The organism is Janthinobacterium darwini (assembly GCF_051380905.1).
In the GTDB taxonomy this organism is placed as follows: Bacteria; Pseudomonadota; Gammaproteobacteria; order Burkholderiales; family Burkholderiaceae_D; genus Janthinobacterium.
Genome location: NZ_JBNYXX010000001.1, coordinates 27,397 through 52,462 on the forward strand (window position 1 = coordinate 27,397; position 25,066 = coordinate 52,462).

At 58.5% G+C, this 25,066-nt stretch carries 22 protein-coding genes; 5 read left to right on the plus strand and 17 right to left on the minus strand.

Going from position 1 to position 25,066, the window contains the following annotated elements; genetic code table 11:
- Position 1 precedes the first annotated feature (1 nt).
- The 11 genes from wzx to ACQ4WZ_RS00200 form a co-directional block, all read right to left on the minus strand.
- Positions 2-1,378 (minus strand): O-unit flippase-like protein, encoded by a 1,377-nt coding sequence (gene wzx, locus ACQ4WZ_RS00150; RefSeq protein ID WP_436572285.1) that lies wholly within the window; start codon positions 1,376-1,378, stop codon positions 2-4.
- Positions 1,375-2,292, minus strand: coding sequence for an NAD-dependent epimerase/dehydratase family protein (locus ACQ4WZ_RS00155; RefSeq protein ID WP_436572286.1), 918 nt, complete (start codon positions 2,290-2,292; stop codon positions 1,375-1,377). The genes wzx and ACQ4WZ_RS00155 overlap by 4 nt, the downstream gene beginning before the upstream one ends.
- Positions 2,293-2,305: 13 nt before the next feature.
- Positions 2,306-2,839, minus strand: a complete 534-nt coding sequence (locus ACQ4WZ_RS00160) for a dTDP-4-dehydrorhamnose 3,5-epimerase family protein (RefSeq protein WP_208327689.1) — start codon at positions 2,837-2,839, stop codon at positions 2,306-2,308.
- 8 nt (positions 2,840-2,847) lie between these two features.
- On the minus strand, positions 2,848-4,173 hold the full coding sequence (gene rfbH, locus ACQ4WZ_RS00165) for a lipopolysaccharide biosynthesis protein RfbH (protein ID WP_101482631.1): 1,326 nt from the start codon (positions 4,171-4,173) through the stop codon (positions 2,848-2,850).
- Positions 4,174-4,203: 30 nt separating this feature from the next.
- Positions 4,204-5,271 carry a CDP-glucose 4,6-dehydratase gene (rfbG, locus tag ACQ4WZ_RS00170; protein WP_101484710.1) on the minus strand — a complete coding sequence of 356 codons (1,068 nt, stop codon included), beginning with the start codon at positions 5,269-5,271 and terminating at the stop codon, positions 4,204-4,206.
- On the minus strand, positions 5,271-6,041 hold the full coding sequence (rfbF, locus tag ACQ4WZ_RS00175) for a glucose-1-phosphate cytidylyltransferase (protein WP_101482630.1): 771 nt from the start codon (positions 6,039-6,041) through the stop codon (positions 5,271-5,273). The genes rfbG and rfbF overlap by 1 nt, the downstream gene beginning before the upstream one ends.
- Positions 6,042-6,115: 74 nt before the next feature.
- A complete protein-coding gene (rfbD, locus tag ACQ4WZ_RS00180) occupies positions 6,116-7,030 on the minus strand; it encodes a dTDP-4-dehydrorhamnose reductase (protein ID WP_436572287.1) in 915 nt (304 codons plus the stop codon).
- A complete protein-coding gene (rfbC, locus tag ACQ4WZ_RS00185; RefSeq protein ID WP_436572288.1) occupies positions 7,027-7,575 on the minus strand; it encodes a dTDP-4-dehydrorhamnose 3,5-epimerase in 549 nt (182 codons plus the stop codon). Before rfbC ends, rfbD begins: the two co-directional genes overlap by 4 nt.
- A 3-nt stretch (positions 7,576-7,578) precedes the next feature.
- Positions 7,579-8,472, minus strand: a complete 894-nt coding sequence (gene rfbA / locus ACQ4WZ_RS00190; protein WP_101482627.1) for a glucose-1-phosphate thymidylyltransferase RfbA — start codon at positions 8,470-8,472, stop codon at positions 7,579-7,581.
- Entirely contained in the window at positions 8,472-9,554 is a 1,083-nt protein-coding gene (rfbB, locus tag ACQ4WZ_RS00195) for a dTDP-glucose 4,6-dehydratase (protein ID WP_436572289.1), read from the minus strand. The genes rfbA and rfbB overlap by 1 nt, the downstream gene beginning before the upstream one ends.
- A 485-nt stretch (positions 9,555-10,039) precedes the next feature.
- Positions 10,040-10,936, minus strand: a complete 897-nt coding sequence (locus ACQ4WZ_RS00200) for a sulfurtransferase (protein ID WP_436572290.1) — start codon at positions 10,934-10,936, stop codon at positions 10,040-10,042.
- 137 nt (positions 10,937-11,073) lie between these two features.
- Here ACQ4WZ_RS00200 and dnaE point away from each other — a divergent pair, with 137 nt between their 5' ends.
- Complete coding sequence (dnaE, locus tag ACQ4WZ_RS00205) at positions 11,074-14,622, plus strand: DNA polymerase III subunit alpha (protein WP_243857946.1); 3,549 nt, start codon at positions 11,074-11,076, stop codon at positions 14,620-14,622.
- 65 nt (positions 14,623-14,687) lie between these two features.
- Here dnaE and ACQ4WZ_RS00210 read toward each other — a convergent pair whose 3' ends face one another.
- From ACQ4WZ_RS00210 to ACQ4WZ_RS00225, 4 genes are all read right to left on the minus strand, one after another.
- Positions 14,688-14,918: a DUF6139 family protein gene (locus ACQ4WZ_RS00210; RefSeq protein WP_436572291.1), complete on the minus strand. Its 231-nt coding sequence runs from the start codon at positions 14,916-14,918 to the stop codon at positions 14,688-14,690.
- Positions 14,919-15,097: 179 nt separating this feature from the next.
- Positions 15,098-16,096: a VirK/YbjX family protein gene (locus ACQ4WZ_RS00215; RefSeq protein WP_166674696.1), complete on the minus strand. Its 999-nt coding sequence runs from the start codon at positions 16,094-16,096 to the stop codon at positions 15,098-15,100.
- A gap of 46 nt (positions 16,097-16,142) precedes the next feature.
- Positions 16,143-16,688, minus strand: a complete 546-nt coding sequence (locus tag ACQ4WZ_RS00220) for a universal stress protein (protein WP_436572292.1) — start codon at positions 16,686-16,688, stop codon at positions 16,143-16,145.
- 103 nt (positions 16,689-16,791) lie between these two features.
- Positions 16,792-17,613: a MipA/OmpV family protein gene (locus ACQ4WZ_RS00225; protein WP_166674698.1), complete on the minus strand. Its 822-nt coding sequence runs from the start codon at positions 17,611-17,613 to the stop codon at positions 16,792-16,794.
- A 156-nt stretch (positions 17,614-17,769) separates the two neighbouring features.
- Here ACQ4WZ_RS00225 and ACQ4WZ_RS00230 point away from each other — a divergent pair, with 156 nt between their 5' ends.
- The 4 genes from ACQ4WZ_RS00230 to ACQ4WZ_RS00245 all read left to right on the plus strand — a co-directional run bounded on the left by ACQ4WZ_RS00230 (position 17,770) and on the right by ACQ4WZ_RS00245 (position 22,147).
- A complete protein-coding gene (locus ACQ4WZ_RS00230; RefSeq protein ID WP_101482620.1) occupies positions 17,770-18,456 on the plus strand; it encodes a response regulator in 687 nt (228 codons plus the stop codon).
- A complete protein-coding gene (locus ACQ4WZ_RS00235) occupies positions 18,453-19,841 on the plus strand; it encodes an ATP-binding protein (protein WP_436572293.1) in 1,389 nt (462 codons plus the stop codon). The genes ACQ4WZ_RS00230 and ACQ4WZ_RS00235 overlap by 4 nt, the downstream gene beginning before the upstream one ends.
- A 112-nt stretch (positions 19,842-19,953) precedes the next feature.
- On the plus strand, positions 19,954-21,549 hold the full coding sequence (locus ACQ4WZ_RS00240) for an ATP-binding protein (RefSeq protein ID WP_436572294.1): 1,596 nt from the start codon (positions 19,954-19,956) through the stop codon (positions 21,547-21,549).
- Positions 21,536-22,147 carry a response regulator transcription factor gene (locus tag ACQ4WZ_RS00245; RefSeq protein ID WP_133989476.1) on the plus strand — a complete coding sequence of 204 codons (612 nt, stop codon included), beginning with the start codon at positions 21,536-21,538 and terminating at the stop codon, positions 22,145-22,147. Before ACQ4WZ_RS00240 ends, ACQ4WZ_RS00245 begins: the two co-directional genes overlap by 14 nt.
- 14 nt (positions 22,148-22,161) lie before the next feature.
- Here the strand turns inward: ACQ4WZ_RS00245 and ACQ4WZ_RS00250 are convergent, their stop codons facing one another.
- Positions 22,162-23,262 carry a glycosyltransferase family 9 protein gene (locus ACQ4WZ_RS00250; protein WP_436572295.1) on the minus strand — a complete coding sequence of 367 codons (1,101 nt, stop codon included), beginning with the start codon at positions 23,260-23,262 and terminating at the stop codon, positions 22,162-22,164.
- 35 nt (positions 23,263-23,297) lie between these two features.
- A complete protein-coding gene (msbA, locus tag ACQ4WZ_RS00255; RefSeq protein ID WP_101482615.1) occupies positions 23,298-25,031 on the minus strand; it encodes a lipid A export permease/ATP-binding protein MsbA in 1,734 nt (577 codons plus the stop codon).
- Positions 25,032-25,066 lie beyond the last annotated feature (35 nt).

The window sequence follows — 25,066 nt, forward strand, 5'->3', positions numbered from 1 at the left end:
GTTACACTTTCATTTGATGTTGCGAGGAGGCCGCAGGCGACGCTTTATTGCGATACAGTTCGAGCCAGACCATGTATGGCCATTTCCAATTGTTATAGATGAGTTGTACTGTAAATTGACTTGCAATGAGCCACGTCAGACCCATTCCTCCAAAACGCAGGCCGAGCCATGAGAGCGTGACAATAGCTATTCCAGAAACGAGTGCTGGTTTGACAAATGGCACTCGGTTACCGGTGACAATGACGCTGGCGGCCAATGAGTGGTTCAATTCCAGTAGGACCATGATTCCAACCCAAATCAGCAGCGGTAGTGCTACCAGTCCGGTTTGACCTCCGATCCATTTAATCATGGCCGGGCCAAAACATATTAGGATGACCGCTCCACAGAGAAAGATCCCGAGTGCGTAGCCGATGCCTAGCTGTATTGTGTGACGCAGGCGCTCTGGGTCATTGGCGACACGGTATTGCGCAAGTTTAGGTTGCTGGATATTGAACAAAACCATCGACATATTTTGCAAGACGGAATAGACCTGCAGCGTCAATGCATACGCGGCGGTGGTGGCCAAGCCCAGATAGGCCGACGATAGCAGGGTATTGGCTCTTAGTATCAGGAAAGCGCCGATAACCCCAAGGCCCATGCGCCAGGCGTTATGCCAGAGAATACCGAAAATATCACGCGTGGAGATGCTGGAAGGCGGCGCCTGATGCAGGGCTGCCTGGAAAGACTGGTCGTGAAAATAATACCAGCTGAGCCAGCGTCCAATGAGCGCCGAAGCAAGGTATCCCAAAGCCACCGCTAGTAAGGTCAGTCCGCATTGCAAAAGAATGGCCGTGACAATCACGAAGCCGAGATTGGAAAGAGCACTCGATTTGTAGAAGGCAGAATACAGGCCGCGGCCTTGCAGCAACGGCGTATAGTATTTGTAATACAGATTGATTACTGTAGCGACAACAAACACACCCCAGGCAAGCAACACTTCTTGCGCGGCGATCTGCCCTTGCGATACATGCACGATGTACCAGCTACCCAGAGTGGCCAGCAAGACGAAGGCGCAGCCGGCCAATACCATGAAGATGTGCCGTGCTGCGTGAATGATGGCGTTGAACAGGCTATAGTCGACAGGGGACGGTGTGCTCAGCACCTCGAAACCATCCTTGAGCAGGCGTTTCGCGCCGCCCAGGACATAACTGACATTGCGAGCAAGCGTGGGCGTGAATCCGAGGTCGAGCATCGTCACCAGAGCCGATATCGTCATGAAGACATACCAGATGCCTAGTTCGGCACTACTCAGTTTTCTCAGTAATAATGGCAGAACCAGCAAAGCTGCTCCGTACTGTAGAAACTGAGACAGGTAGCCCCAGATCATGTCTTTTTTCATTTGCTTGGCCCGACCAGCAAGCCGTCGATGAGCGTGTCGGCTTCCATGCGTGCGATCCCCTGCTGCAAACTGATATGTGGCTGCCAACCTGGCAGGCGTGGCTGATGTGTACACGGTTGCATCGTTTCACGTGGACGGTAGGGAAGGCCACCCCATTCTATCTGCAGGTCTTTGCCTACGACGGCGCCGTAGACCTGCACCAGATCTTTCAATGTCAGACGTTCGGGGTTGCTGACGGCATAGCATTCCGCTGCGCCAATCGAGGGGAGGCGGTGCATGGCCAACAGGTAGGCATCGAGTACGTCATCGATGTACACGAGGTCGAGCAGTTGCTCTCCCGGCGACATGCGCAGCATGACGCCGCTGCGGGCTGTCTTGCGCAACAGGCTGAACAATTTTGCACGGGTATCGCCGGGGCCGTACGTGTCGAACAGCTTCAATGTGATGGCCTGAAAACCATGCGCTGATACATAGTAAGCCAGCAAATTCTCGAATGCTTGTTTGGTCGCCGCATACAGGTTCACGGGGTTGTAGGCAGCGTCCTCAAAGTGCTGCCAGGACGTGCCGGTATTAATCAGGCGACGCAGGCCCAACTGTTGCATGGCCTCAAGCAACTGCGTTGGCATGCCGAGATTTGACTCGATCAGGCGGGTCACATCTTCCGGTTGATGCTGTGCCAGGAACAAGGAGGCAACGTGACACACGACGTCTGGCTGAGTTTGCGCCAGTGCCGCATGTAATGAGAGATAGCTGCCATCATGAATATGCACGCTGATCTTTGGTAAAGCGTCATGCAATACGCTGAGATCAGAGTGCTCGCGTACCAGGATTGCAACCTCGTGATTATCGCCAAGCAGACGTTTGACCAGCTGACTGCCTATAAAACCGGTAGCGCCTGTAAGAAATACTTTCACGTAACATATCCTATTAAAACGGAGAAATGAAATCGGCAAAGACGCCGTGCTGCTCATCGCGCGCCGACAGGAGGGGGCGCGTCACTTGCCAATCGAATCCGAAGCTGTCCCAGTGGATGCCGTAGTCGGCGGACGGGGCATGCACCGTGCTGGTCTTGTACAGCATCAACGCTTCCTCTGTCAGCGCAACAAAACCATGGGCTATTCCTTTGGGAATAAAGACCATCAGGCCGTTTTCTCCAGACAGGTCGACTGAAGCTACTTTGCCGTAATTTGGTCCTTTTCGCAGGTCTAGCAGCACATCGCGGACGGCGCCGCGGGTACAGTAAACCAACTTCTCATGATCGTGCGGCGGTAGCTGAAAGTGCATGCCGCGAATTACGTCCTTGCGTGAAACAGAATAGAACTCCTCTTGGATATCCAGATTGACGCCTAAACTTTTGCAGATGCCTTCATGATAGGTTTTAACAAAGGTGCCACGCGCATCTTCAAAGCGGCTAGGCTCAAGCAAAAAACAGGCGGGAAGGAGTTCTTCTATTAGTTTCATGATGTAATTTAGAAATTCACACCAAAAAATTCTTCAATCTTGCTGATCGAGAAGTCCATCATTTCCTTGGTCAAACCCGGGAAAACGCCAATCCACAGCGTGTCGTGCATGATGCGGTCGGTATTCGTCAGTTCACCCGAGACGCGGTAGTTACGACCAATCATGTACGGCTGGCGCGTCAGGTTGCCGGCGAACAGCAGACGGGTACCAATCTTGTTTTGATCGAGGAACGTCAGCAGGCTGACACGGTCCACATTGGCTTCCGGGCGCAACGTGATCGGGAAGCCGAACCACGATGGATCCGAGTTTGGCGTCGCTTCCGGCAGGATCAGGAATTCCGCACAGCTTTGCAGGCCATCTTTCATATAGGCGAAGTTATCCTTGCGTGCCTGCACAAAGCCAGCCGCGCGGTCCATCTGCGCCAGGCCGCAAGCGGCCTGCATGTCGGTGATTTTCAGGTTGTAGCCCAGGTGGCTGTAGGTGTACTTGTGGTCATAGCCTTCCGGCAGCGTGCCCAGCTTGCAGCAGAAGCGCTGGCCGCAGGTATTATCCTTGCCCGGCGCGCAATAGCAGTCGCGGCCCCAGTCGCGGAACGATTCGGCAATCGCTTTCAGTTCCGGATTGTTGGTGAAGACCGCGCCGCCTTCGCCCATGGTGATATGGTGCGCAGGGTAGAAACTCATGGTGCCGATATCGCCAAAAGTGCCGCACATCTGGCCGTTGTACGTGGCGCCCAGGGCGTCACAGCAATCTTCCACCAGCCACAGATTGTATTTCTTGCACAGCGCGACGATGACTTCCAGATTGAATGGATTGCCCAGGGTATGGGCCAGCATGATGGCCTTGGTCTTGTCCGTGATGGCCGCTTCGATTTTCGAGGCATCGATATTGTAGGTGCCAAGTTCGACATCGACGAAGACGGGCACGGCGCCAAACTGCAAAATAGGATTGACGGTAGTCGGGAAGCCAGCGGCCACGCCGATGACTTCGTCACCGGGCTGGATGGCACGCGCGCCCAATTTAGGTGAGGTCAGGGCGGAGAAGGCGACCAGGTTGGCCGACGAACCGGAGTTCACGGTGATCAGAAATTCGACGCCGATGAATTTGGCCAGGCGCTTTTCGAACTCGTCATTGAAACGGCCCGTCGTCAACCAGGCGTCGAGCGACGCTTCGACCATCAGGCCCATTTCAGGTGCACCGACCACTTTGCCGGCAGGTGGAATCACCGTCACGCCCGGTTCGAATGGTTTCGGTATGCTGGCCAGTGCGCCATATTGCGCCACGAGTGCAGCGATCTGTTCGCGGATTTGTTGTTGGGTCAGTTGTTCGCTCATGATACAGCCTTCAATTTGTTGGATGATTTATTAGGTATTTTGATAAGTGGCGATTTGCGCCAGGGTGAACGCACGCATGTCTGCACCCTGGTCGAACGCCTTATGCCACTCGACAATGTTGGCGATGGTCCGGCCAATGTCCCAACGCGGATGCCAGCCCAGCGTGCTGCGGGCCTTGGAACAATCGAGTTTCAGATAGCTTGCTTCGTGCGGATGGTCCTGGCCATCGAGCGACCAGGAAGCACCAGCGCCCCATTCTTGCGTCATGCGCTCGATGATCCACTCCACCGGTTTGGCATCGGTATCGTACGGACCGAAATTCCAGCCTTCGGCATGGACGGGACCTTCCGTGTACAGTTTTTCCGCCAGGGTCAGATAGCCGCTGAGCGGCTCGAGCACGTGCTGCCACGGACGAATGGCGTGGGGGTTGCGGATCATGACGGGTTCACCGGCGCCGATGGCGCGCAGCATGTCCGGAATCAAGCGATCCAGCGCCCAGTCGCCACCGCCGATGACGTTGCCGGCGCGGCCGCTGCCCAGGGCAATACCGTGCTCCGCATATTTCTCCGCATTGAAGAAGGAACTGCGATAGCCGGCCGTGACGAGTTCCGCACAGCCCTTGCTGTTGCTATACGGGTCATAACCGCCCATGGCTTCGTTTTCGCGGTAGCCCCAGGGCCACTCGCGGTTTTCGTAACATTTGTCGCTGGTGACATTCACCACTGCGCGCACGCCTGGCGTGGCGCGCACGGCTTCGAGCAGGTTGACCACGCCCATCACGTTGGTGGCATACGTTTCCACCGGGTTCACGTACGAGTAGCGCACCAGCGGCTGAGCCGCCATGTGAATCACGATGTCCGGGCGCGCGGCAGCCATGGCGCGTTTGACGGCGTCGCCATCGCGCACGTCGCCAATGACCGACTGCATGCCGTGCGCTACATTAGCCACCTCAAACAGGCTGGGCTTAGTGGGCGCTTCCAGCGCGTAACCGGTCACGTCGGCACCAAGCTGCTGCAACCACAGGCTCAGCCAGCCTCCCTTGAAGCCGGTATGGCCGGTGAGGAAAACACGTTTCCCTTGCCAGAATGTGGAATTCATCACTTCGCCTTCCAGGGCGCCTTGCCCGATTGCCACAGTTCTTCCAGATGCACTTTATCGCGCAAGGTATCCATCGGTTGCCAGAAGCCGTGATGGAAGAAGGCATTCATTTCACCTTGTTTGGCCAGGCTCTCCATCGGTTCCTTTTCCCAGACGGTAGCATCATTGCTGATGAAGTCGATGACTTTTGGTGAAAGGACAAAATAGCCGCCATTGATCCAGGCGCCGTCGCCTTGCGGCTTTTCCTGGAAACTGTTGATCTTGTGGCCGTCCAGGCTCAGGGCGCCAAAGCGGCCCGGTGGCTGGGTCGCGGTGACGGTGGCGAGCTTGCCATTCGCGCGGTGGAATTCGACCAGCGCGGTGATGTCGACATCGCTGACACCGTCGCCATAGGTGAAGCAGAACATTTCTTCATCATTCAGATATTCGCGGACGCGCTTCAATCGGCCCCCCGTCATGGTTTCGTCACCAGTATCGACCAAGGTCACCTTCCAGGGCTCGGCATTGCGTGCGTGTACCTCCATCTGATTGTTTTGCATATCGAAAGTGACATCGGATGTATGCAAAAAATAATTGGCGAAATATTCCTTGATCACATAGCCCTTGTAGCCACAGCAAATCACGAAATCATTAATGCCGTGCGCTGAGTAGCTCTGCATGATGTGCCACAGGATTGGTTTGCCACCAATTTCAATCATCGGTTTTGGCTTGAGATGTGTCTCTTCGGAAATTCGGGTGCCAAGGCCGCCGGCAAGAATGACTGCTTTCATTATTAATTATTCCTCTTGATCGAAGTGGTGGCTGCTAGCGCCGTTATTTTTATTGAATTGACAACTTCTGTTGCTTACTGATTGTTGTCTTTGGCCATGCCATCGAGGCAAAGCGTGAGTGCATCATGCCAATCCGGCAACGCACAGAAGGTCTTGATAAACCGCGCGCTGGACAACACCGAGTAGGCCGGCCGTTCTGCCGGCAATGGGTAGTCTTGCGTGGCAATAGGGACGACTGGTGGTTTCCTGGACGTTGATGGATGGTCCAAGATGGCTTTGGAAAAGCCATACCAGGTGGTTTCCCCTTGTGCAGTCAGATGATACAGGCCGGAGTGTTGTTTCCACGCATCAGTCCTGGCGTCTTCTGCCGTCGCGAAACCGGAGGGCGAACCGAGTTTGGCAATGGCGCAGGCCGTTGCATCGGCAATACTGGCGCTGCAGGTGGGCGCTCCATGTTGATCGGCAACGATGCGCAGCTCATCCCGCGCCTGTGCCAGGCGGAGCACCGTTTTTAGAAAATTGTTGCCATGCTCACCGTATATCCAGCTTGTGCGCAATATCAGGTGGCTTGCGCCGCTTTCGCGCACCGCCTGCTCGCCCGCCAGCTTGCTGCGGCCATAGGCATTGAGCGGCCCCGTTGCATCGTCTTCCGTGTATGGACTGCCCTTGCTGCCGTCGAAGACATAGTCAGTCGAGTAGTGGATGATGGCTGCACCGAGCCGCTTGGCTTCTTGCGCCATGACTCCTGGCGCTTCGCCATTGATGCGCATCGCCAGCGCCAGCTCGGTCTCTGCCTTGTCGACGGCCGTATAGGCCGCCGGATTGATGATCAGGTCTGGCTCGATTGCGCGGATCACGCTTCGAACCTGATCGAGGTCGGCCAAGTCCATTTGCGAGCGGTCCAGCGCTATCACTTCACCCATGTCCTGCAGGCGTTTCTGCAATGCATATCCGAGCTGCCCGGTCTTGCCAGTAATGAGGATTTTCATGCGAAGACCTCGGCAGCTGCCAGTTGCTTGCCCAGTTGATCTTTTGCCGACAGCATGGGTGCGTCGCCATGCAATGGCCAGTCAATGCCGATATCCGCATCATTCCAGGCAATGCTGCGCTCAAACTCGGGTGCCCAATAGTCCGTGCACTTGTAGAGAAATTCGGCGCTCTCGCTGGTCACCATGAAGCCGTGGGCAAATCCTTCAGGTATCCAGAGCTGACGTTTGTTCTCGGCAGACAGCACGACGCCGACCCATTTACCAAACGTCGGGGAGGAGGCGCGGATATCGACGGCGACATCGAAGACCTCGCCTGCCACGACACGCACCAGCTTGCCTTGCGGTTGCTGGATCTGGTAATGCAGGCCGCGCAGGACATTCCTGCTGGACTTGGAGTGGTTATCCTGGACGAAATTGGCGGTAATGCCCGTCAAGTCGGCAAAGCGCTGCAGGTTGAAGCTTTCGTAAAAAAAGCCCCGATCGTCGCCAAATACTTTGGGTTCGAGGATCAATACGTCGGGAATGACAGTGGTTTGAATATGCATGGCTTAAAAAATATTATCATTCAACAGGCGTAACAAATATTGTCCGTAACCGTTTTTTTTCAGCGGTTGAGCAAGCTGTTCCAACTGGTTGGCGGTAATGTAGCCTTTACGGTAAGCAATTTCCTCAGGGCAAGCAACTTTCAAGCCTTGGCGGTGTTCGATGGTGGCAATAAATTGGCTTGCTTCGAGCAGTGACTCGTGCGTACCTGTATCGAGCCAGGCCATGCCGCGCCCCATGCGTTCCACCTTGAGCGTTCCGCGGTTCAGATAGACGCGGTTGACATCGGTAATTTCTAGCTCTCCCCGTTCGGAGGGCTTGATCGATGCGGCGATATCGGCAATGTCCTTGTCGTAAAAATACAGGCCAGTGACGGCATAGTTCGACTTTGGCTGCAATGGCTTTTCTTCTATGCTGATGGCTTGCTGATTGGCGTCGAATTCCACCACGCCATATCGCTCCGGATCTTGCACATGATAGGCAAATACGGTTGCGCCGTCAGTGCGCTCGGTCGCGGCAGACAGGCTCGATTCAAAATCATGCCCATAATAAATATTGTCGCCCAAGATTAATGCCGAGGGCGCATCGCCCAGAAACTCGCGGCCGATGAGAAACGCCTGCGCCAGGCCATCGGGTGATGGCTGTACCGCATAGCTCAGCTTAATCCCCCATTGGCTACCGTCACCCAGCAACTCTTGAAAGCGGGGCGTATCGGAGGGCGTGGAAATGACCAGGATGTCGCGTATTCCCGCCAGCATCAATGTTGTCAGCGGATAATAAATCATCGGCTTGTCGTACACGGGCAACAGTTGCTTCGAGACCGACATGGTCACGGGATACAGGCGTGTGCCTGAACCTCCAGCCAGGATGATGCCTTTGCGGGCCAGTTTGGCTTCCATCAGGCCTCCGCCTTCTGTTCGGCGCGGGCCACATAGTTTTTTTCCAGCCAGGTCAGGTAAGCGCCGGATTGTACGTCGCGCACCCATGCATCGTTGTCCAGATACCATTGCACCGTCTTGCGTATGCCGGTGTCGAAGGTTTCTGCCGGCTTCCAGCCCAGTTCGCGCTCAATCTTGCGTGCATCGATGGCATAGCGCCGGTCATGTCCGGGCCTGTCGGCAACATAGCTGATTTGCTCGCGATAGCTGCCGCCAGCTGCCTTCGGTTGCAGTTCATCGAGGATGTCGCACAGGATATGCACGACGTCGAGATTGGCTTTTTCGTTCCAGCCGCCGATATTGTAGGTTTCTCCCGTACGTCCGCTTTCCAGTACCCGGCGAATGGCCGTGCAGTGATCGCTGACATACAGCCAGTCGCGCACCTGCTGGCCATCGCCATAAATAGGCAAGGGCTTGCCAGCGCGCGCGTTGGCAATGATTAAGGGAATCAGCTTTTCCGGGAAATGATAGGAACCATAATTGTTCGAGCAATTGGTGGTCAGCGTCGGCAAGCCATAGGTATGATGATAGGAGCGCACCAAATGGTCCGAGGCTGCTTTTGTTGCCGAGTAAGGGCTGTTGGGCGCATAAGGCGTGGTTTCGGTAAACGGAGCATCATCCGGCCCCAGTGTCCCGTACACTTCATCGGTCGAGACATGCAGGAAGCGAAATGCCATACGTTCTGCTTCAGGCAGTGCTTGCCAATGGGTGCGCACGGCTTCCAACAGGCTGAAGGTGCCATTGATATTGGTGCTGATAAAATCTGCAGGTCCATGAATCGAGCGGTCGACATGGCTCTCCGCTGCAAAATGCACGATGGCACGTGGCTTATGCTGTGCCAATAACTGTGCCAGCAAGGCACCGTCATTGATATCGCCTTTGACAAACTGGTGACGTGGGTCGTTTTGTACCGCTAGCAAGTTATTTAAATTTCCTGCATACGTCAGCTTATCCAGATTAATTACCGGTTCATTACTTTGCGCGAGCCAATCCAGAACGAAATTCGATCCGATAAAGCCTGCGCCACCTGTCACTAAAATCATCTGAGCTTCCTGAGCAAAAAAATACAAATAAGAGATGCTGTCAATTCATTTCTCTAATAATAGTAGGCAACGAGAATTTGTCTATCCAAGATGCGTATATTTCATGAGGTTAATAACTGAAAAAATCAATCAATCCTTAACTCTTGATTATAATTCAGAACCCCATAAATTGCCGAATTTACAGCAGTTTTCCCGCGTACTAGTGAGCGCTTTCCACAGGGCGTGTTGTTGTTTTCCCATAGGCAAGCCGCCTGTGGGCAGTTCGGCACGAAGCAGCTGGCAATTGAATATTTCACATGACTCAATGAGCCAAAGAAAGCGAGTGTTTATGAGAATGGCAAACAAATCCAATATTGTTACATTTGTTTGCTTCTTTGAGCCGCCTGGACAGCGCCAGGCCTGGCAGAGAAAATGCTGATCAATTGCTATTTTGAATTGATTTTTTTGAAAGATTCCGCCTGGGAAATGGCGAAATCGTAAGCACATCAAGGCATCGTTTTATCGTGGCAGTTTGGGCAAGACACTTCATACACATATTCCGGCGCCAATTGCTGACGCGGCGTAACGACGGCGCGGCACACAAAACACTGCACCGTTTCCGTCGGTTCCAGTTTCGGGTTCAGGGCGGTGCGGTAATCGAACACGAAACAGTCGCCCGTATAGTGCTCGCCGCCCACTTCCTCGAAATACTTCAGGATGCCGCCGTCGAGCTGGTACACGCTGTCGTAACCGATTTCCTTCATGTGGATGGCGGCCTTTTCGCAGCGGATGCCGCCTGTGCAGAAGGTGACGACGGTCTTGCCTTCCAGTTCGTCCTTGTGCGCTGCGGCGACGGCCGGGAATTCCGTGAACTTGTCAATGCGGTAATCAAGCGTGTTGTTGAACGTACCCACGTCCACTTCAAAGGCGTTGCGCGTTTCCATCATGACCACGGGTTTGCCCGCGTCGTCCACGCCGGCGTCGAGCCAGCGCTTGAGCGTATGCGCGTCGACTGACGGGGCGCGGCCCAGTTCCGGCTTGATCAGCGGCATGCGCATGGTGATGATTTCTTTTTTCAGCTTGACCAGCATGCGCTTGTGCGATTGCTCGTTCGACAAGCTTTCCTTCCACTCCAGATCGGCCAGGCGTTCGTCGCTGCGCACCCAGGCGAGGAAGGCATCGATATGCTCGCGCGTGCCGGACAGGAACATATTGATGCCTTCCGGCGTCAGCAGGATCGTGCCCTTCAGTTCCAGTGCCAGGCATTGCTCCTGATACAAGGGGCGCATGGCTTCCGTATCGGCCAGCGTAATGAATTTATACGCGGCGATATTGACAAACGTGGCGGCCAGCGGGCTGACGGCGGCGGAAACGGCGGGTGTTGCTGGGGTGATGGCTTGCATGATGGCGATCGGCTTAGACTGAACAGCCGATATTATAAGCCCGACAGGCCTGGCAGGATACCCGGTCCGTACCCGCGACGCGGTAGAATAGACCCCATTGAATTTTGCACGAAACGGTACACAGGATGGAAATGGTAATGCAAGAGGCCGGCGCTCCGGCAGGTTCACCGCAAGCGATGCAGCAAGCCCCGCAAGGACCCGCCTTCGTCCACTTGCGCGTGCACTCGGAGTATTCGATCGTCGATGGCCTGGTGCGTATCGACGATGTGGTCAAGGCGGCGGCGAAGGACAAGCAGGTGGCGCTGGCCGTTACCGACTTGTCGAACCTGTTTGGCATGGTCAAGTTCTACAAGGAAGCGCGCGGCAAGGGCATCAAGCCCATCGTCGGCGTCGATGTGTGGATCACGAATGACGACAACCGTGAAAAGCCGTCGCGGCTGTTGTTGCTGGCGAAGAACCGCATGGGCTATCTGCAGTTGTGCGAACTGCTGTCGATGGCCTGGCTGACCAACCAGTACAAGGGACGCGCCGAGCTGCGCATCGAGTGGCTGCAGGCGCTGGCGACGAATACCTATGATCTGTATCCGGGCGAAAGCGCGGCCAATGGCCTGATCGCCCTGTCCGGCGCGCATTTCGGCGATGTTGGTATTGCTATCGAGAATGGCAACCTGGCCTTGGCCGAACGCAATGCCCAGCGCTGGGCCGAGATTTTCCCTGGCCATTTCTATATTGAAATCCAGCGCGGCGGCCAGGCCAACCAAGAGGCACAGGTGCGTCATGCGGTGGCGCTGGCGGCCAAGCTGGGTTTACCAGTGGTGGCCACGCATCCCGTGCAATTCATTTCCCCTGAAGAATTCATTGCCCACGAAGCCCGCACCTGTATCGCCGAAGGCGAAATGCTGGCCAACGCCAAGCGCGTGAAACGCTTCAACGACAGCCAGCGCTTCCTGTCGCAGGCTGACATGGCGGAATTGTTCGCCGACTTGCCGGCCGCGCTGGCCAATTCCGTGGAAATCGCCAAACGCTGTAACTTGACCTTGACCCTGGGCAAGCCGCAACTGCCGAATTTCCCCACGCCGCCCGGCATGACGATCGACCAGTTCCTCGTCGCCGAATCGCAGGCTGGCCTGGAAAAACGCTTGTTACAGCTGTATCCCGATCCCGAGCGCCGTGAAAAGGAACGGCCGCGCTACGAATCGCGTTTGAAATTCGAGACGGACACGATTTGCAACATGAAATTCCCTGGCTACTTCCTCATCGTGGCCGAGTTTATCCAGTGGGCCAAGGAAAACGGCGTGCCCGTCGGCCCGGGCCGTGGTTCGGGTGCGGGTTCGCTGGTGGCGTATTCGCTGCTCATTACCGACCTCGATCCATTGCAGTACAACCTGCTGTTCGAGCGTTTCCTGAATCCCGAACGCGTCTCGATGCCCGACTTCGATATCGACTTTTGCCAGGAAGGGCGCGACCGCGTCATTCAGCACGTCAAGGATTTGTATGGCAAGGAGGCGGTCTCGCAGATCGCCACCTTCGGTACCATGGCGGCCAAGGGGGCGATCCGCGACGTGGGCCGCGTAATGGATTTCGGCTATAACTTCTGCGACGGCATTTCCAAGCTGATCCCGTTCAAACCGGGCAAACCCGTGTCGATCGCCGATGCCATTGAGGAAGAGCCGCTGCTCAAGGAGCGCCTGGAAAACGAGGAAGAGGTCAAGCAGTTGCTGGAGCTGGCGCAGCAAGTGGAAGGCATCACGCGCAATATCGGCATGCACGCCGGGGGCGTGCTGATCGCCCCGGGCAAGCTGACGGATTTCTGCCCGCTGTACACGCAGGGCGGCGACTCGGGCGTCGTGTCGCAGTACGACAAGGACGATGTGGAAGCCGTCGGCCTGGTGAAGTTCGACTTTTTGGGCTTGACCACGCTGACGATTCTCGACCGCGCCGTGCGCTACATCAAGCAGCTCGATCCCGCGCAAGCCGATTTCGACCTGGCTACCTTGCCACTGAACGACAAGCCGTCCTACGACTTGCTGACCAAGGCCAAGACTGTGGCCGTGTTCCAGCTTGAGTCGCGCGGCATGCAGGGCATGCTGAAAGATGCGCGTCCCGACCGTTTCGAAGACATTATTGCGCTGGTGGCCCTGTATCGTCCGGGCCCGATGGACCTGATTCCCGACTTTTGCAAGCGCAAGCACGGTGAGCGCTTCGATTATCCCGACCCGCGTACGGAATCGATTCTGTCCGAAACCTACGGCATCATGGTGTATCAGGAGCAAGTGATGCAGATGGCGCAGATCGTCGGCGGCTACTCGCTGGGCGGCGCCGACATGCTGCGCCGCGCCATGGGTAAGAAGAAGGCCGAGGAAATGGCCGAGCACCGCGAGATCTTCCGCGCGGGGGCGGCGAAAGACGGCTTGACGGCGGAAAAGGCCGACGAGATCTTCGACTTGATGGAAAAGTTCGCCGGCTACGGTTTCAACAAATCGCACGCCGCCGCCTACGCCTTGCTGTCGTACCACACGGCGTATTTGAAAGCGCACCACACTGCCGCCTTCATGGCCGCCAACTTGTCGCTGGCCATGGACGACACGGACAAGATCAAGATCCTGGTGGAAGACTCGCTGGAAATCTGCAAGCTGACCTTGTTGCCGCCCGATATCAACGAATCGGACTACCGCTTCACGCCGAGCGGCGAAGCGCCGTCCGTGAGCGGTAAAAAGGTCACGCAAATCCGTTATGGCCTGGGCGCCGTGAAAGGCTCGGGCCAGAACGCCATCGAAGCGATCATCGCCGCTCGCGAGGCGGGCGGACCGTTCACCAGCCTGTTCGATTTCTGCAAGCGTGTCGATAAAAAGCAAATCAACCGCCGCACCATCGAGTCACTGATACGCAGCGGTGCCTTCGACTGCCTGAAGGTCGACCGCGCCATCCTGCTCGCGTCCGTGGCGTTCGCCATGGAATGCGCGGACCAGGCCGCCAAGGCGGCGAACCAGGTGAGCCTGTTCGGCGGCGACGACAGCGACATGGTGGCGCCGCCCGAGTACGTCAAGGTGCCCGTGTGGACCGACAAGCAGCGCCTGACGGAAGAAAAGATCGCGCTGGGCTTCTACCTTTCCGGCCACTTGTTCGATTCGTATGCGCCCGAGGCGCGCCGTTTTGCGCGCACGAAATTGTCCGAATTGTCGCCATCGCGCGAACCGCGCATGATGGCCGGCGTCATCACGGGCTTGCGCACGCAGATGACGCAGCGCGGCAAGATCCTCATCGTCACCCTGGACGACAAGAGTGGCACGGTGGAAGTGACGGTATATGGCGAATTGTTCGACGCCAACCGGAAAATCTTCAAGGAAGATGAATTCCTGGCCGTCGTGGGCAAGGTGTCGGAAGACCGTTTTTCGGGCGGCTTGCGCATCACGGCCGAGAGCGCTTTCGACATCATCGCCGCGCGCGTACAGTATGGCCGCCAGTTGGGCCTGACGTTGCCGGCGACCCTGGACGCCAAGCGCATCCGTGATGTGATCATGCCGCACCGTGCCGAGACGGGCTTGCCTATCGCTGCGCGGGTCAGCCCGCAAGGCGTCAGTTGCGTGCTGCAGTTTGGGGACGAGTGGAAAGTGGCGCCATCGGATGAATTGCAGATGGCACTGGAGCAAATGCTGGGTGCGCAAGAGGTGGCGGTCGAATACTGACCGGCTGCAGCGCAGGCGCTACGCCAAAGCCAAACCGGATGTGAATCGGGTTTGGCTTTTGACGTTTACATGTCTTTCAGGCCCGTGATCGCATAGCCTTTGGCAGCGATCTGCTGGTGCGGCTGTTCGATATGAAAGTCGGGCAAGGCCTTGGCATCGTCGGCCACTTCGCTGGCACGTACTTCGAGCTGCCAGTCTGTATTGGTAACTTCTTCCGGAATGAGCTTTCCTTCCGGCACGGCGAGGTAGGAAAAAATGCCGTCGTGCTCGGCCCGGCGGTAGATGTCTACGCGCATGACTTGCCTCCTAGTAAGCGTTGGGGGAACCGGCGCACCGTAATGCATGACCGATAGCGCTAGCGTAACAGGATTGCGCCACGCATGGGTTCTAGCGTGTGGCGCAAGAGGGAAGGCGGTGTGGCTAGTGACGGCGAGCAACGACGCGGGGGCGGGGCGCCGTGTGGGGCCAGGGACGCTCAGGCGGCAGCGGAAACGTAGTCGTCGTCGTCGAGGCCGGCTGATTGCCGTACATCGTTGGCGGCTACCGCAGCGCTAGGCGTGGCGACCTGCACCGTGCTGCGATGGGCGTCGAGACCGCTGCGCAGGCTGGCGATCATGGCTAGTGTCAGTTCGTGGCGTTTGCGCGCTTCCGAGCGTTTTTTTGAAGGAATTTCTTGCAGCGCAGGCAAGGGCAGGTCTTCGCACGCCAACTCAAAATCGCCATCCTGGCGCGCTTGCGCTCCCAGTTCTTGCCATAACGCATTGTAGTCGGCGAACAAACGGCCTTTCTTGGCGGAGTGGTGCACGGCGCGGTTGATATTGCCGACAAGTAGCATCTTGCGGCAGCCGTGTTCGTATCCCAACTGGCGTACCAGGCGCACCATCAGCGTCTTGGGACGCATGCCATGCAGGTCGCGCGTTGCTTCACGCACGCGGTGGGCGCTTTCCTGGCCCTTCGGGCCTTGCACGCAGCCGACGCTCACGCCCAGGGTGGAGCGCAAGGGGCAGCCAAAGAAAGAAAAGGCGATCGAATAGAGCACGTCATCCTCATGCATCAGTTGCAGCACCATCTCGCCTTCGCGGTCCATGGGGTGCAGCGAACACAGTTGCAGATGGTAGGGCGCTCCCGACTTGCCCGGCACCGTGGCCAGTCGCACGGGCCCGTGCGCCGCTTGGCTCATCAGCTTGCCCCAGCCTTGCTGCAAGATGAAGCGGTAGTGTTCGGCAAGCAATGCCACGCGCTGGCCGCAATTCAGCGTCAGGCTCAGATAAGGGCGGTAGACCTTGTGGATCATGTGCGGATAGGCTTGTACCAGATCATGAAAGACCGGATGCGAGTTCAGCAGTTGTAGCCATAGCCGGGTTTGGCGCTGTTGCACGCGGGCGCGCAGATGCAGCTTGAGCATTTCGCGCCAGCGGCGCATGCCGCTTGGCATCGCCATCAAGCCGTCAGATAGGGTAATAGTTGGCATCATCGTGCGCATGTCCATGATAAAGAGAGAACGTCCAAGCCGTTTTGGCTCAGACGGGTACCGGGCTGCTGACGCCCTCGTGGTTTGCCAGCAAGATGGTGGTGCTGCGGGTGCTGCGCGCCAGTCTGGCGGCCAGTCCGCCCGAAAAATGCCGGGGCCAGCCGCTATGCCTGTGCGCGGGCAAGATAACTTCATGGCAGCCCAGCAGTTCAGCCGTGTCGAGTATCGTGAAAAGCAGCTCGCCGGCGAAAATATGGGTGCTGAAGGCGAGATGGGAACGGCTCAGGTAGAGTCCCGCCTCGTGCATCATCTGCTGTGTAGCCAGGTCCAGCGCATGGCAGTCGCTGGCGCTGTGCTGGGGCAAGCCATCGGCCTGGTACGGCAGCGCCGGTGTCACGTGCAGCAGGCTGACGCGAACCTTGATGCCCCATTCCTGCAAGCGCCTGGCGTAGCGCGCACCGTAGATGATGTCGCTGGCGCGCTTGACGGGCAAGAGCAGCAGCAGGGTATCCTGGTCCGGATTGCCGCCCGCGCCTTCGCCCTCGGCGCTATCTTGGGCGCGGTGGCGTTGCGGGGCAAGGCGCGATGCATGCATGGAAAAGATGACCGTGGCAGGAAAACCGTATCATCTTATCCATGCCCTCACCCCCTGTAAATTGGCGAAACAGCGTACGTGTTTCCCTTATGCCTGCCCTGTTTTAATAGCGGTAGGTGACATATACGGCACCAATCGGCGCCGTCTTGCGTTGCACGATGGGGCTCTTGGCTGCGTCGCCCATGCGGTGTTCGACGCCGACCAGGGTATTGATGCCCCAGCGCGCATCGAAGCGGTGCTCCCAGTTGACGGTGGCCTGCGCTTCATAGAACCCGCCCTTGGGCGTGTATTGCTTGAACGAGGTATTCGCGGCCTGGGTGGCTGTTACGCCATACATGGTCTGCACATACTTGCGTTCGCCCCAGCCCAGCTCGCCACTGATGCTCACACTGTCCTGCTGCACGCCCTTGGCATCGGCGCGGCCGTAGATCTGGCCTGTCGCGCCGAAATGCACGTTCGCGCCATTTTCGCGATTCGACAGGGGAATGTCGCTTGAAATGCTCAGCGACAGGCCCGGCAATGGAGAATAACCCGCGCTGAGCAGGGCGCTGGCGTTGCCCTTGACCTCTCCCATGCCCTTCAGATAATCGCTGCCGCCCCAGCCGTTGGCGCCATTGCGCTTGTGGTCTTCGCGGTTGCCGCGGTAGCCCAATGCAGCGCTATAGCTGAAGGGGCCGGCCTGGCCGCCATAGCCGATGCCGCGCGAGGTGCTGATGAACAGGCCATTGGCCATGGCGTAGTCGAGGATGATCAGCGGCGAGGCCGACAGCTTGTCGGAGCCGGAATAGCTGGATACTGCGGCGACGCCGCCACCGATGGTGAAGACATTTTCCGCCGGCGGTTCGGCCGCCACGGCGGCCAGGGGGTTGAAGATCATGCCGCTGGCAAGTGCCAGCGAGGTCAGCAGGGTTGTGGGTGCGTGCATGGGTTTTCCGTCAGGTGGAGAACCGAGTCCGGAGTGGCTCGATTGACTGCTGACAGTATCGGCCTGTGCCATGAAGGAAAAATGAGCCCTTTATTAAGATTGCATGAAGAGCGCGTCTTTACCCATTCTTCAGCTTGTGATGGTTTAATACTCACCATGAAGATACTGCTGATTGAAGACGATATGGACCTGGGCAATGGCGTGCGGATCGCCTTGCGCGACCAGGGCATGCAAGTGGTCTGGGTGCGCAGCCTGGAGGATGCGGCGCGCAGCATCGAGCACGACAGCTGCGAGCTGGTGTTGCTGGACCTGGGCTTGCCGGATGGTGATGGCCTCGATTTGCTGGCTCGGCTGCGCGCGGCCCGCTTGCCGGTGCTGATCCTCAGCGCCCGCGACACGCTGGAACAGCGCTTGCGGGGCCTCGATGGCGGTGCCGACGATTACCTGGTGAAGCCCTTCGTGCTGGCCGAGCTGCTGTCGCGCGTGCGTGCCCTGGCGCGCCGTAGCTATGGCTTCGATGGCGACACCATCGAGTTGCGCGGTCTGCTGCTGCAGGTGCCCACGCGCCGCGTCAGCGTGCATGGGCGTCCGGTGGAGCTGACCGCCAGTGAATATGCCTTGCTGAAGACCTTGCTGATGCGCGCCAACAGAGTCATCACGCGCCGCGTGCTGGAGGAGCATATCCTGCCCGGCGGGTTGGCCAATGCCAGTAATACACTGGATGTGCATATGGGTAACCTGCGCCGCAAGATAGGCGAAGGTTATATCCGTACCGTGCGCGGCGTTGGCTATGTCATCGATCAGCAAGGCGAGACATTCACTCCGCCGGGTGCCGCCGCATGATGGGGCGTTTCTGGGTCATGCTGCGCCGGCCTACCCTGGTGCGCCGCCTGATGATGGCGCAAATGCTGATGCTGACCGTGCTGTGGAGCCTGGCCGTGGCTTATGTGCTGTTCGAGGGAACGGGTGAAGCGAGCAACGTGAGTCGGGGTGTCTTGCACGCCATTATCAGCGTGGCCGACAATTTGGCCGAACAGCCGCAGCGCCAGGAGCAGAGCTTGCGCGCGATCGACGAAGCCTTGCGCGAAGAGTTTGAAATGGGGAAAGTGCCGGAGCTGGCGCCGCGCATCCTGGTCTGGCGCGATGGCAAGCTGGTCTACAAGGCCCCCGCAGCGCCCAGCGGTATCCGCAGCGCCGGCCCCGACCAGATGGAAGTGATCTACATCAAGGGGCAGGCCTGGCGCAGCCGCAGCCTGACCGAGGGGACTACGCGTGTGACGGTACTGGAAGTGGGCGGGGCCTGGCAGTTTTTCATCACGATCAATTCACACGGCTACTACCTGCTGCCGCTATTGATCAGCCTGCCATTCTTGCTGGTGCCGGCCTGGCTGTCGATCCGCCTTGCCATGCGCCCCTGGCGCAAGGTGGCGCAGGAGGTAGCGGCGCGCGGGCCGCAGGATTTGCGTCCGCTGGCGTTCAAGCCGCCGCATGGCGAACTGGCGGGACTGGTCGACAATATCAATGCCCTGCTGCAGCGGGTCGATGCCAGTGCCGCGCGTGAACGCAGCTTCATCGCCGACGCTACGCATGAGCTGCGCACGCCGCTGGCGGCCATGCGCGTGAATGTCGAGGCATTGCAGGGCCAGGCGCATGACGCACGCCAGCAAGAGTTGCTGGACGGTATCTTGAACAGTGGCAACCGTGCCGCGCGTCTGGTGGGCCAGTTGCTGCAGCTGACGCGCAGCGAAGTGCAGGCTGGCGCTGGCGAGCTGCCGCAGCGGCAGGCGCTCGATAGTTTGCTGCAAGACCGGTTGGCGGCCCTGTCCGGCCTGGCTCAGGCTGGCGGTATCGAGCTCGAGTTGCAAGCCAGCGTCTCGCTCAGCGTACCCGGACAGCGCGAGAGCCTGGTGTCGCTGATCGACAACCTGGTGGAAAACGCCATCAAGTACAGCCCGCCTGGCAGCAGCGTGACGGTGTCGCTGCATGCGGAGCGGGGCCAGGCCGTGCTGCATGTGGCCGATCAGGGACCGGGTATCGCGCCGGCGCTGTATGCGCGCGTGTTCGACCGCTTTTTCCGCGCCCCGCAGCAGGCGCAGGCGGGCAGCGGCCTGGGCTTGTCCATCGTCGCTTCTGTCGTGCGCCTGCACGGCGGCACGATTCAGCTGCATAGCGGTAATGGCGGCCTGGGCTTGCTGGTGGAGGTCCGTTTGCCCTTGGCCGATGCCTGAGTGTACTGGCGGACTTCGTGATATGGCATGAAGATATGTGCACATAACGCAAGATGGCATGGCGTGGCGCACGCCTGCGATGCATAATGCAGGACAGTCAAAAAACACCGTTATGCGCCCATTCCTGTCCCGCTACCTGCAATACCCCGCCTTTGTCGGCCTGTATCTGCTGTTTGACTGGGCGACCTATATCGACCCGATGTACGGGCTGAACATCACCCCTTGGAATCCCGATCCCGCGCTGGGTCTGGTGTTTTGGTTGATCCATGGCCGCAAGGCGGCGCTGCCGTGGTTTGTCGCCTTGCTGGCTGGCGAGGTGCTGGTGCGCGGCATGCCGGCAGGTCTGCCCCTGACTTTGCTCTGTTCGGCCTGGCTGGTGCTTGGCTATGGTGCTATCGGCGCAGTCTTGCGCCGCAGTTTCAGCAGCAGCGATATCTTCGACAACCGGAGCCGCCTGGGCACCTGGGTCGCCGTCGTGCTGATGGGCACCGTGCTCAATGCGCTGGGCTATATCTCCTTGCTGTCGCTGACGGGGCGTATCCCGGCCGGCGAATGGGGGACGGCAGTATGGCGTTTCGGCATCGGCGACACGGTAGGCATGCTGGTATCGATGCCGCTGATCTGGGTGCTGTTCAGCGAGCGGGGGCGGGAGCGCCTGCATGCTGCCGTCTGGCGCTGGGAAACCCTGGCTTATCTGGCCCTGGCCTGCTTTGTGCTGTGGAGCGTCTTCGGTTCCATCGTGCGTTCCGAATACAAGCATTTCTATTTCCTGTTTCTCCCCGTGATCTGGGCCGCCTCGCGTCAGGGCTTGCATGGTGCCGTGCTGGCTGTATTTGTATTGCAGTTATGCATCATCACCCTGGTGAAATGGACGCATGCGGTCGATATCCAGTTTTATGAATTGCAACTGCTCGATGCCGTGCTGGCGCTGGTGGGATTTTTTATCGGCATCGTCGTCGATGAAATGCGCCAGGTGGCCGACGAACTGAAACACACGATGCGCCTGGCGGCCGCCGGCGAGATGGCAGCGGCGATCGCGCATGAGCTGAACCAGCCGCTGACGGCCTTGTCCACCTATGGCAAGGCGTGTGAATACCTGCTGGAACGGGGGGAGACTGGTGCCTTGCTGCAAGGTGCGGTAGGGCATATGATTGTTGAATCGGGACGCGCCGCGGATGTGGTGCGTCGCCTGCGCGACTTTTTCCGCACGGGCGCGATGCAACTCGAAGCGGTGGAGGCGGGCGCCTTGATCGAGGGCATGGCACGCCAGTTCACGCCGCTGTTTCATGAGCATGGCATCGAGCTAGTGCTGGCGCCGCCGTCGCCGCTGGCGGTCAATGCCGATCGCCTGCAAATCGAGCTGGTACTGCGTAATTTGCTGGCCAATGCGCAGGATGCGGTGATGTGCCAGCCGCGTGGCCAGCGCCGCATCACGGTGTCGGCCGAGCGGCTCGAGGGCGGACGCTTGCGCCTGTCCGTGGAAGATAGCGGCCCCGGTATTTCCAATAGCCTGGCGGCACGCCTGTTCGAACCCTTTGTCTCGACCAAGGCCAGCGGCCTGGGGTTGGGCCTGGTACTCAGCCGCACCATAGTCGAAGCGCATGGCGGCCAGCTCTGGGCCGAAGTGGGCAGGCATGGTATTTTTCGTTTTATCCTGCCCCTGGCGCGTGCCAGTGCGGCCGCGACAGGAGAACATGGTGACAAGTAACTTGACGGTGTTTATCGTGGACGACGATCCCGCCGTGCGCGATGCGCTGGGTTTGCTGTTGGGTATACGCGGCTATCGTACGGCCCTGTTTTCCTGCGGCGAGGATTTCCTGCAAAGCTGGCGGCCAGAGTGGGCCGGCTGTCTGCTGATCGATATCCGCATGTCGGGCATGGATGGTCTGAGCCTGCAGCGCCGCCTGCTGGAGCTCAAATGCATGCTGCCCATCATCATTATCACGGGACACGGCGACGTGGCCCTGGCACGTCAGGCCTTCAAGGCACAGGCCAGCGATTTCCTGGAAAAACCATTTGACCACGACAAGTTGTTGGCAGCCATCGAGGAAGCATTTTCGCGCGAGGCACATGCGCGCGGCCAGTTGCAGCGGCAAGCGGCGGGGCAAGCCTTGCTGCGCGCGTTGACGCCGCGTGAGCGGGAAGTGATGCACCTGGTGGTGACGGGCCAGCACAACCGCGATATCGCACCGGTGCTGGGTATTTCCGTGCGCACGGTGGAAGTGCACAAGGCGCGCCTGATGGACAAGCTGGGGGTCGATAATGTGGCCGACCTGGTGCGCATCAGCATGCTGGGCACCGGCTAAGCGTTAGCAATTATCTAGGTGATGGTTTTCAATACCTGATCGACTGATATCGCCTTGACCCACTCGCTGCGCCGCGCCACCGTGATGACGGTGCTGTTGCCGCTGTCGAAGGGAGCCCATTCGGGATTTTTCTTGCGCATCAATGCCACCACGGGCACATGCACGGCGTTCGCCAGATGCATGATCGACGTTTCCACCGAGATAATCAGGTCGCATTGCGCCAGCATCGCCGGCAGCTGGAAAAAGTTGTCGACGGCACTGAAGGCTTGCGTGCGCGGCAAGTTGTGCGCCTGCACGACGGCATTCACCTTGGCCAGTTCCTGCGGCATGGCATTGATCAGGAAGCAGGCGTTTTGCCATTTGGGCATCGTTTGCATGCGTGCGATCATCTCGGCGATGCGCTCCAGCGGCCAGCTGCGCTTGTGCGATTTGGCGAACGGATTCAGGAGTACGAGCGGACCGTGGCGCGGGGCGAAGCCCCAGGCGCTCAGCTGTTCCCGCGCCTGTTGCAACGCGAACTCGGGGATGTGCACGAAGGGATAGCGCTCGGCCACGGGAATGTCGAGTCCCGTCAATTGACGGAACCAGTCCGCATACACGCTGCTGATATGGTGCTCACCCGCATCCTGTCCCGCATACGAGGCCAGCACGGCATCGATCTTGCGGTAGGCCAGGTAATGCCAGGGGCGCAAGGGGCTGAACGGTTTGCGCGTGCCGATCACCAGCCCGTTCGGGCTGATCTCGCGGGCAAGATCCGCGTACTGCTGTGGCCGTACGTGGGCCAATGATACGACGACAGGATAGTGTTCCGCTTTGGCTTCGCGCAGTGACTCTTCGTACAGCGCGGGGCTGTAGGTCTTGCGGTACACCTTGGCGAACAGGCCCGACTGTTCGACCCAGTCGTATAGCGAATAGGTACGCAAGCCTTCCCATTGCCTGGCGTCGGACGTGCGGCGGACTTCGTCGACCCACAGGTGGATCTGAATATGGGGATAGGCCGCGGCAAAGGCGCGGAAGCCGTTCTGCAGGTAGGTAAAGTCTCCCAGCGCCAGATGGGCGATGAAAAGAATTTTGTCCGACTTTTGTAGAAGTTCGGCGGGAATCAAAGGCGTCATGTATCAGTACGATTTCAGGTATTCATTCGATGGTGTCAAAGCACTTGCTGGGAAAATTGCAGGCGGTGCAGATTGGCATACGCGCCGTTGGCATCCAATAATTGCTGGTGACTGCCGGTTTCCATTATTTTCCCGTGTGACAATACCACGATACGGTCCGCACGTTCAATTGTTGATAGCCTATGAGCAATAACCAGGGTGGTTTTACCTTGCATCAGGTGCTCCAGCGCCGCTTGTACGGCCCGTTCCGCCTCCGTATCCAGTGCCGAGGTGGCTTCATCGAGAATCAGGATGGGCGCATCCTTGTAGATGGCGCGGGCGATCGCCACGCGCTGGCGCTGGCCACCGGACAGGCGCGAGCCGTTGTCGCCCAGGCGCGTTTCCAGGCCTTCTGGCAAGCCATCGATAACGTCAGACAGGAAGGCGGCGGCAGCGGCCGCTTCGACCCGCTGCCGGTCAGGGGATGCATCGCCATACGCGATATTGGCGGCCAGGGTATCGTCGAACAACACCACCTGCTGACTGACCATGGCGATCTGGCTGCGCAAGCTCGTCAGGGAGATGGTGTCGATATTTTGTTCATCTAGCAATATTTCACCACTGCTGGCCGAGTAAAAACCGGGCAGCAGGCTGACCAGGGTCGATTTGCCGCCACCGGACATGCCGACAAAGGCGACCGTTTGTCCTGGCGCGATGCTCAGATCGATGTGTCGCAGGGCCGGCTCCTGATGTCCGGGGTAGGCAAAGCTCACGTCCTTGAATTCGATGTTGCCGTTGCAGCGGCCAGCGAGCGGCTTGCCGCCCGTGCGTTCCGGTGTCTTGTCAATCAGCTGGAAGACTTCCTCGGCGGCGGCCATGCCGCGCTGCAGGGGCCCGTTGACTTCGGCCAGTTGCTTCAAGGGCGTCAGCAGCATCAGCATGGCCGTGATGAAGGAAACAAAACCACCGACCGTGATTTGCCCCTGTTCCGACTGGAGCAGCGCCATCACGATGACCAGGGCCACGGCGGCTGCCGTGATCACTTGCGTGATGGGCACGGTGGCGGAAAAGGTCGTCGTCATGCGCATGCTGTAGCGTCGCAATTGTTCGGCGCGCTCTTCGAAGCGCGCCTTTTCGTAGTCCTGGCCGCCGAAGATCTTGATCACCTGTTGCGCGCGCGTGGTTTCCTCGATGACCTGGGTCAGCTCGGCATTGACGGCCAGCGAGTCGCGGTTGAGTTTTTTCAGGCGCTTGCCCGTGGTGCGCACGACGATGGTCAGCAGAGGCAGCAGCACCAGGGTGACCAGGGTCAGCACCCAGTTCAGGTACAGCAGCCACGCCAGCAGTCCCAGTACGGTCAGCGAGGAGCGCACGATCGAGGTAAACACCTTGGTCACCATCTCAATGATCTGCTGCACTTCAAACATGATGGAATTGATGACTTTGCCAACCGTATGCGTGTTGTAGAAGTCGATGGGCAAGTTCAGCATGCTGGCAAACATCCTGCGCCGCAACTCGTTGAGGATGCGTGTGGAGACATAGCTCATCAGGTAACTGCTGGCAAACGTCGATGCGCCGCGCATGGCAAAGATACCGATGACGATCAGCGGCACCAGCCAGAAGGAAAAATCGACCTTGCCACCGAAGCCATTGTCGAGCAATAACTTGAGCGCATACGGCAACAGTGGCTCCGTGGCGGCCGTGACGACCATTGCCAGCAGAGCCAGGGCCAGATGTTTTTTATACGGCGCGTGCAGCGCGGTGAGGCGCTTCAGGTCGGGCGTGAGCATCGGTATGATTCCTTGCAGGGGATAGCAAAAACGGT

What these genes read in the sequence shown, in the direction of transcription:
- msbA (WP_101482615.1), bottom strand. Translation starts at nt 25,031, where the DNA reads ATGCTCACGCCCGACCTGAAGCGCCTCACCGCGCTGCACGCGCCGTAT.
- ACQ4WZ_RS00200 (WP_436572290.1), bottom strand. Translation starts at nt 10,936, where the DNA reads ATGCAAGCCATCACCCCAGCAACACCCGCCGTTTCCGCCGCCGTCAGC.
- ACQ4WZ_RS00225 (WP_166674698.1), bottom strand. Translation starts at nt 17,613, where the DNA reads ATGCACGCACCCACAACCCTGCTGACCTCGCTGGCACTTGCCAGCGGC.
- ACQ4WZ_RS00250 (WP_436572295.1), bottom strand. Translation starts at nt 23,262, where the DNA reads ATGACGCCTTTGATTCCCGCCGAACTTCTACAAAAGTCGGACAAAATT.
- ACQ4WZ_RS00245 (WP_133989476.1), top strand. Translation starts at nt 21,536, where the DNA reads ATGGTGACAAGTAACTTGACGGTGTTTATCGTGGACGACGATCCCGCC.
- ACQ4WZ_RS00160 (WP_208327689.1), bottom strand. Translation starts at nt 2,839, where the DNA reads ATGAAACTAATAGAAGAACTCCTTCCCGCCTGTTTTTTGCTTGAGCCT.
- rfbH (WP_101482631.1), bottom strand. Translation starts at nt 4,173, where the DNA reads ATGAGCGAACAACTGACCCAACAACAAATCCGCGAACAGATCGCTGCA.
- dnaE (WP_243857946.1), top strand. Translation starts at nt 11,074, where the DNA reads ATGCAAGAGGCCGGCGCTCCGGCAGGTTCACCGCAAGCGATGCAGCAA.
- ACQ4WZ_RS00240 (WP_436572294.1), top strand. Translation starts at nt 19,954, where the DNA reads ATGCGCCCATTCCTGTCCCGCTACCTGCAATACCCCGCCTTTGTCGGC.
- rfbC (WP_436572288.1), bottom strand. Translation starts at nt 7,575, where the DNA reads ATGCATATTCAAACCACTGTCATTCCCGACGTATTGATCCTCGAACCC.
- ACQ4WZ_RS00235 (WP_436572293.1), top strand. Translation starts at nt 18,453, where the DNA reads ATGATGGGGCGTTTCTGGGTCATGCTGCGCCGGCCTACCCTGGTGCGC.
- rfbF (WP_101482630.1), bottom strand. Translation starts at nt 6,041, where the DNA reads ATGAAAGCAGTCATTCTTGCCGGCGGCCTTGGCACCCGAATTTCCGAA.
- rfbA (WP_101482627.1), bottom strand. Translation starts at nt 8,472, where the DNA reads ATGGAAGCCAAACTGGCCCGCAAAGGCATCATCCTGGCTGGAGGTTCA.
- rfbG (WP_101484710.1), bottom strand. Translation starts at nt 5,271, where the DNA reads ATGAATTCCACATTCTGGCAAGGGAAACGTGTTTTCCTCACCGGCCAT.
- rfbD (WP_436572287.1), bottom strand. Translation starts at nt 7,030, where the DNA reads ATGAAAATCCTCATTACTGGCAAGACCGGGCAGCTCGGATATGCATTG.
- ACQ4WZ_RS00220 (WP_436572292.1), bottom strand. Translation starts at nt 16,688, where the DNA reads ATGCATGCATCGCGCCTTGCCCCGCAACGCCACCGCGCCCAAGATAGC.
- rfbB (WP_436572289.1), bottom strand. Translation starts at nt 9,554, where the DNA reads ATGATTTTAGTGACAGGTGGCGCAGGCTTTATCGGATCGAATTTCGTT.
- ACQ4WZ_RS00230 (WP_101482620.1), top strand. Translation starts at nt 17,770, where the DNA reads ATGAAGATACTGCTGATTGAAGACGATATGGACCTGGGCAATGGCGTG.
- ACQ4WZ_RS00215 (WP_166674696.1), bottom strand. Translation starts at nt 16,096, where the DNA reads ATGATGCCAACTATTACCCTATCTGACGGCTTGATGGCGATGCCAAGC.
- wzx (WP_436572285.1), bottom strand. Translation starts at nt 1,378, where the DNA reads ATGAAAAAAGACATGATCTGGGGCTACCTGTCTCAGTTTCTACAGTAC.
- ACQ4WZ_RS00210 (WP_436572291.1), bottom strand. Translation starts at nt 14,918, where the DNA reads ATGCGCGTAGACATCTACCGCCGGGCCGAGCACGACGGCATTTTTTCC.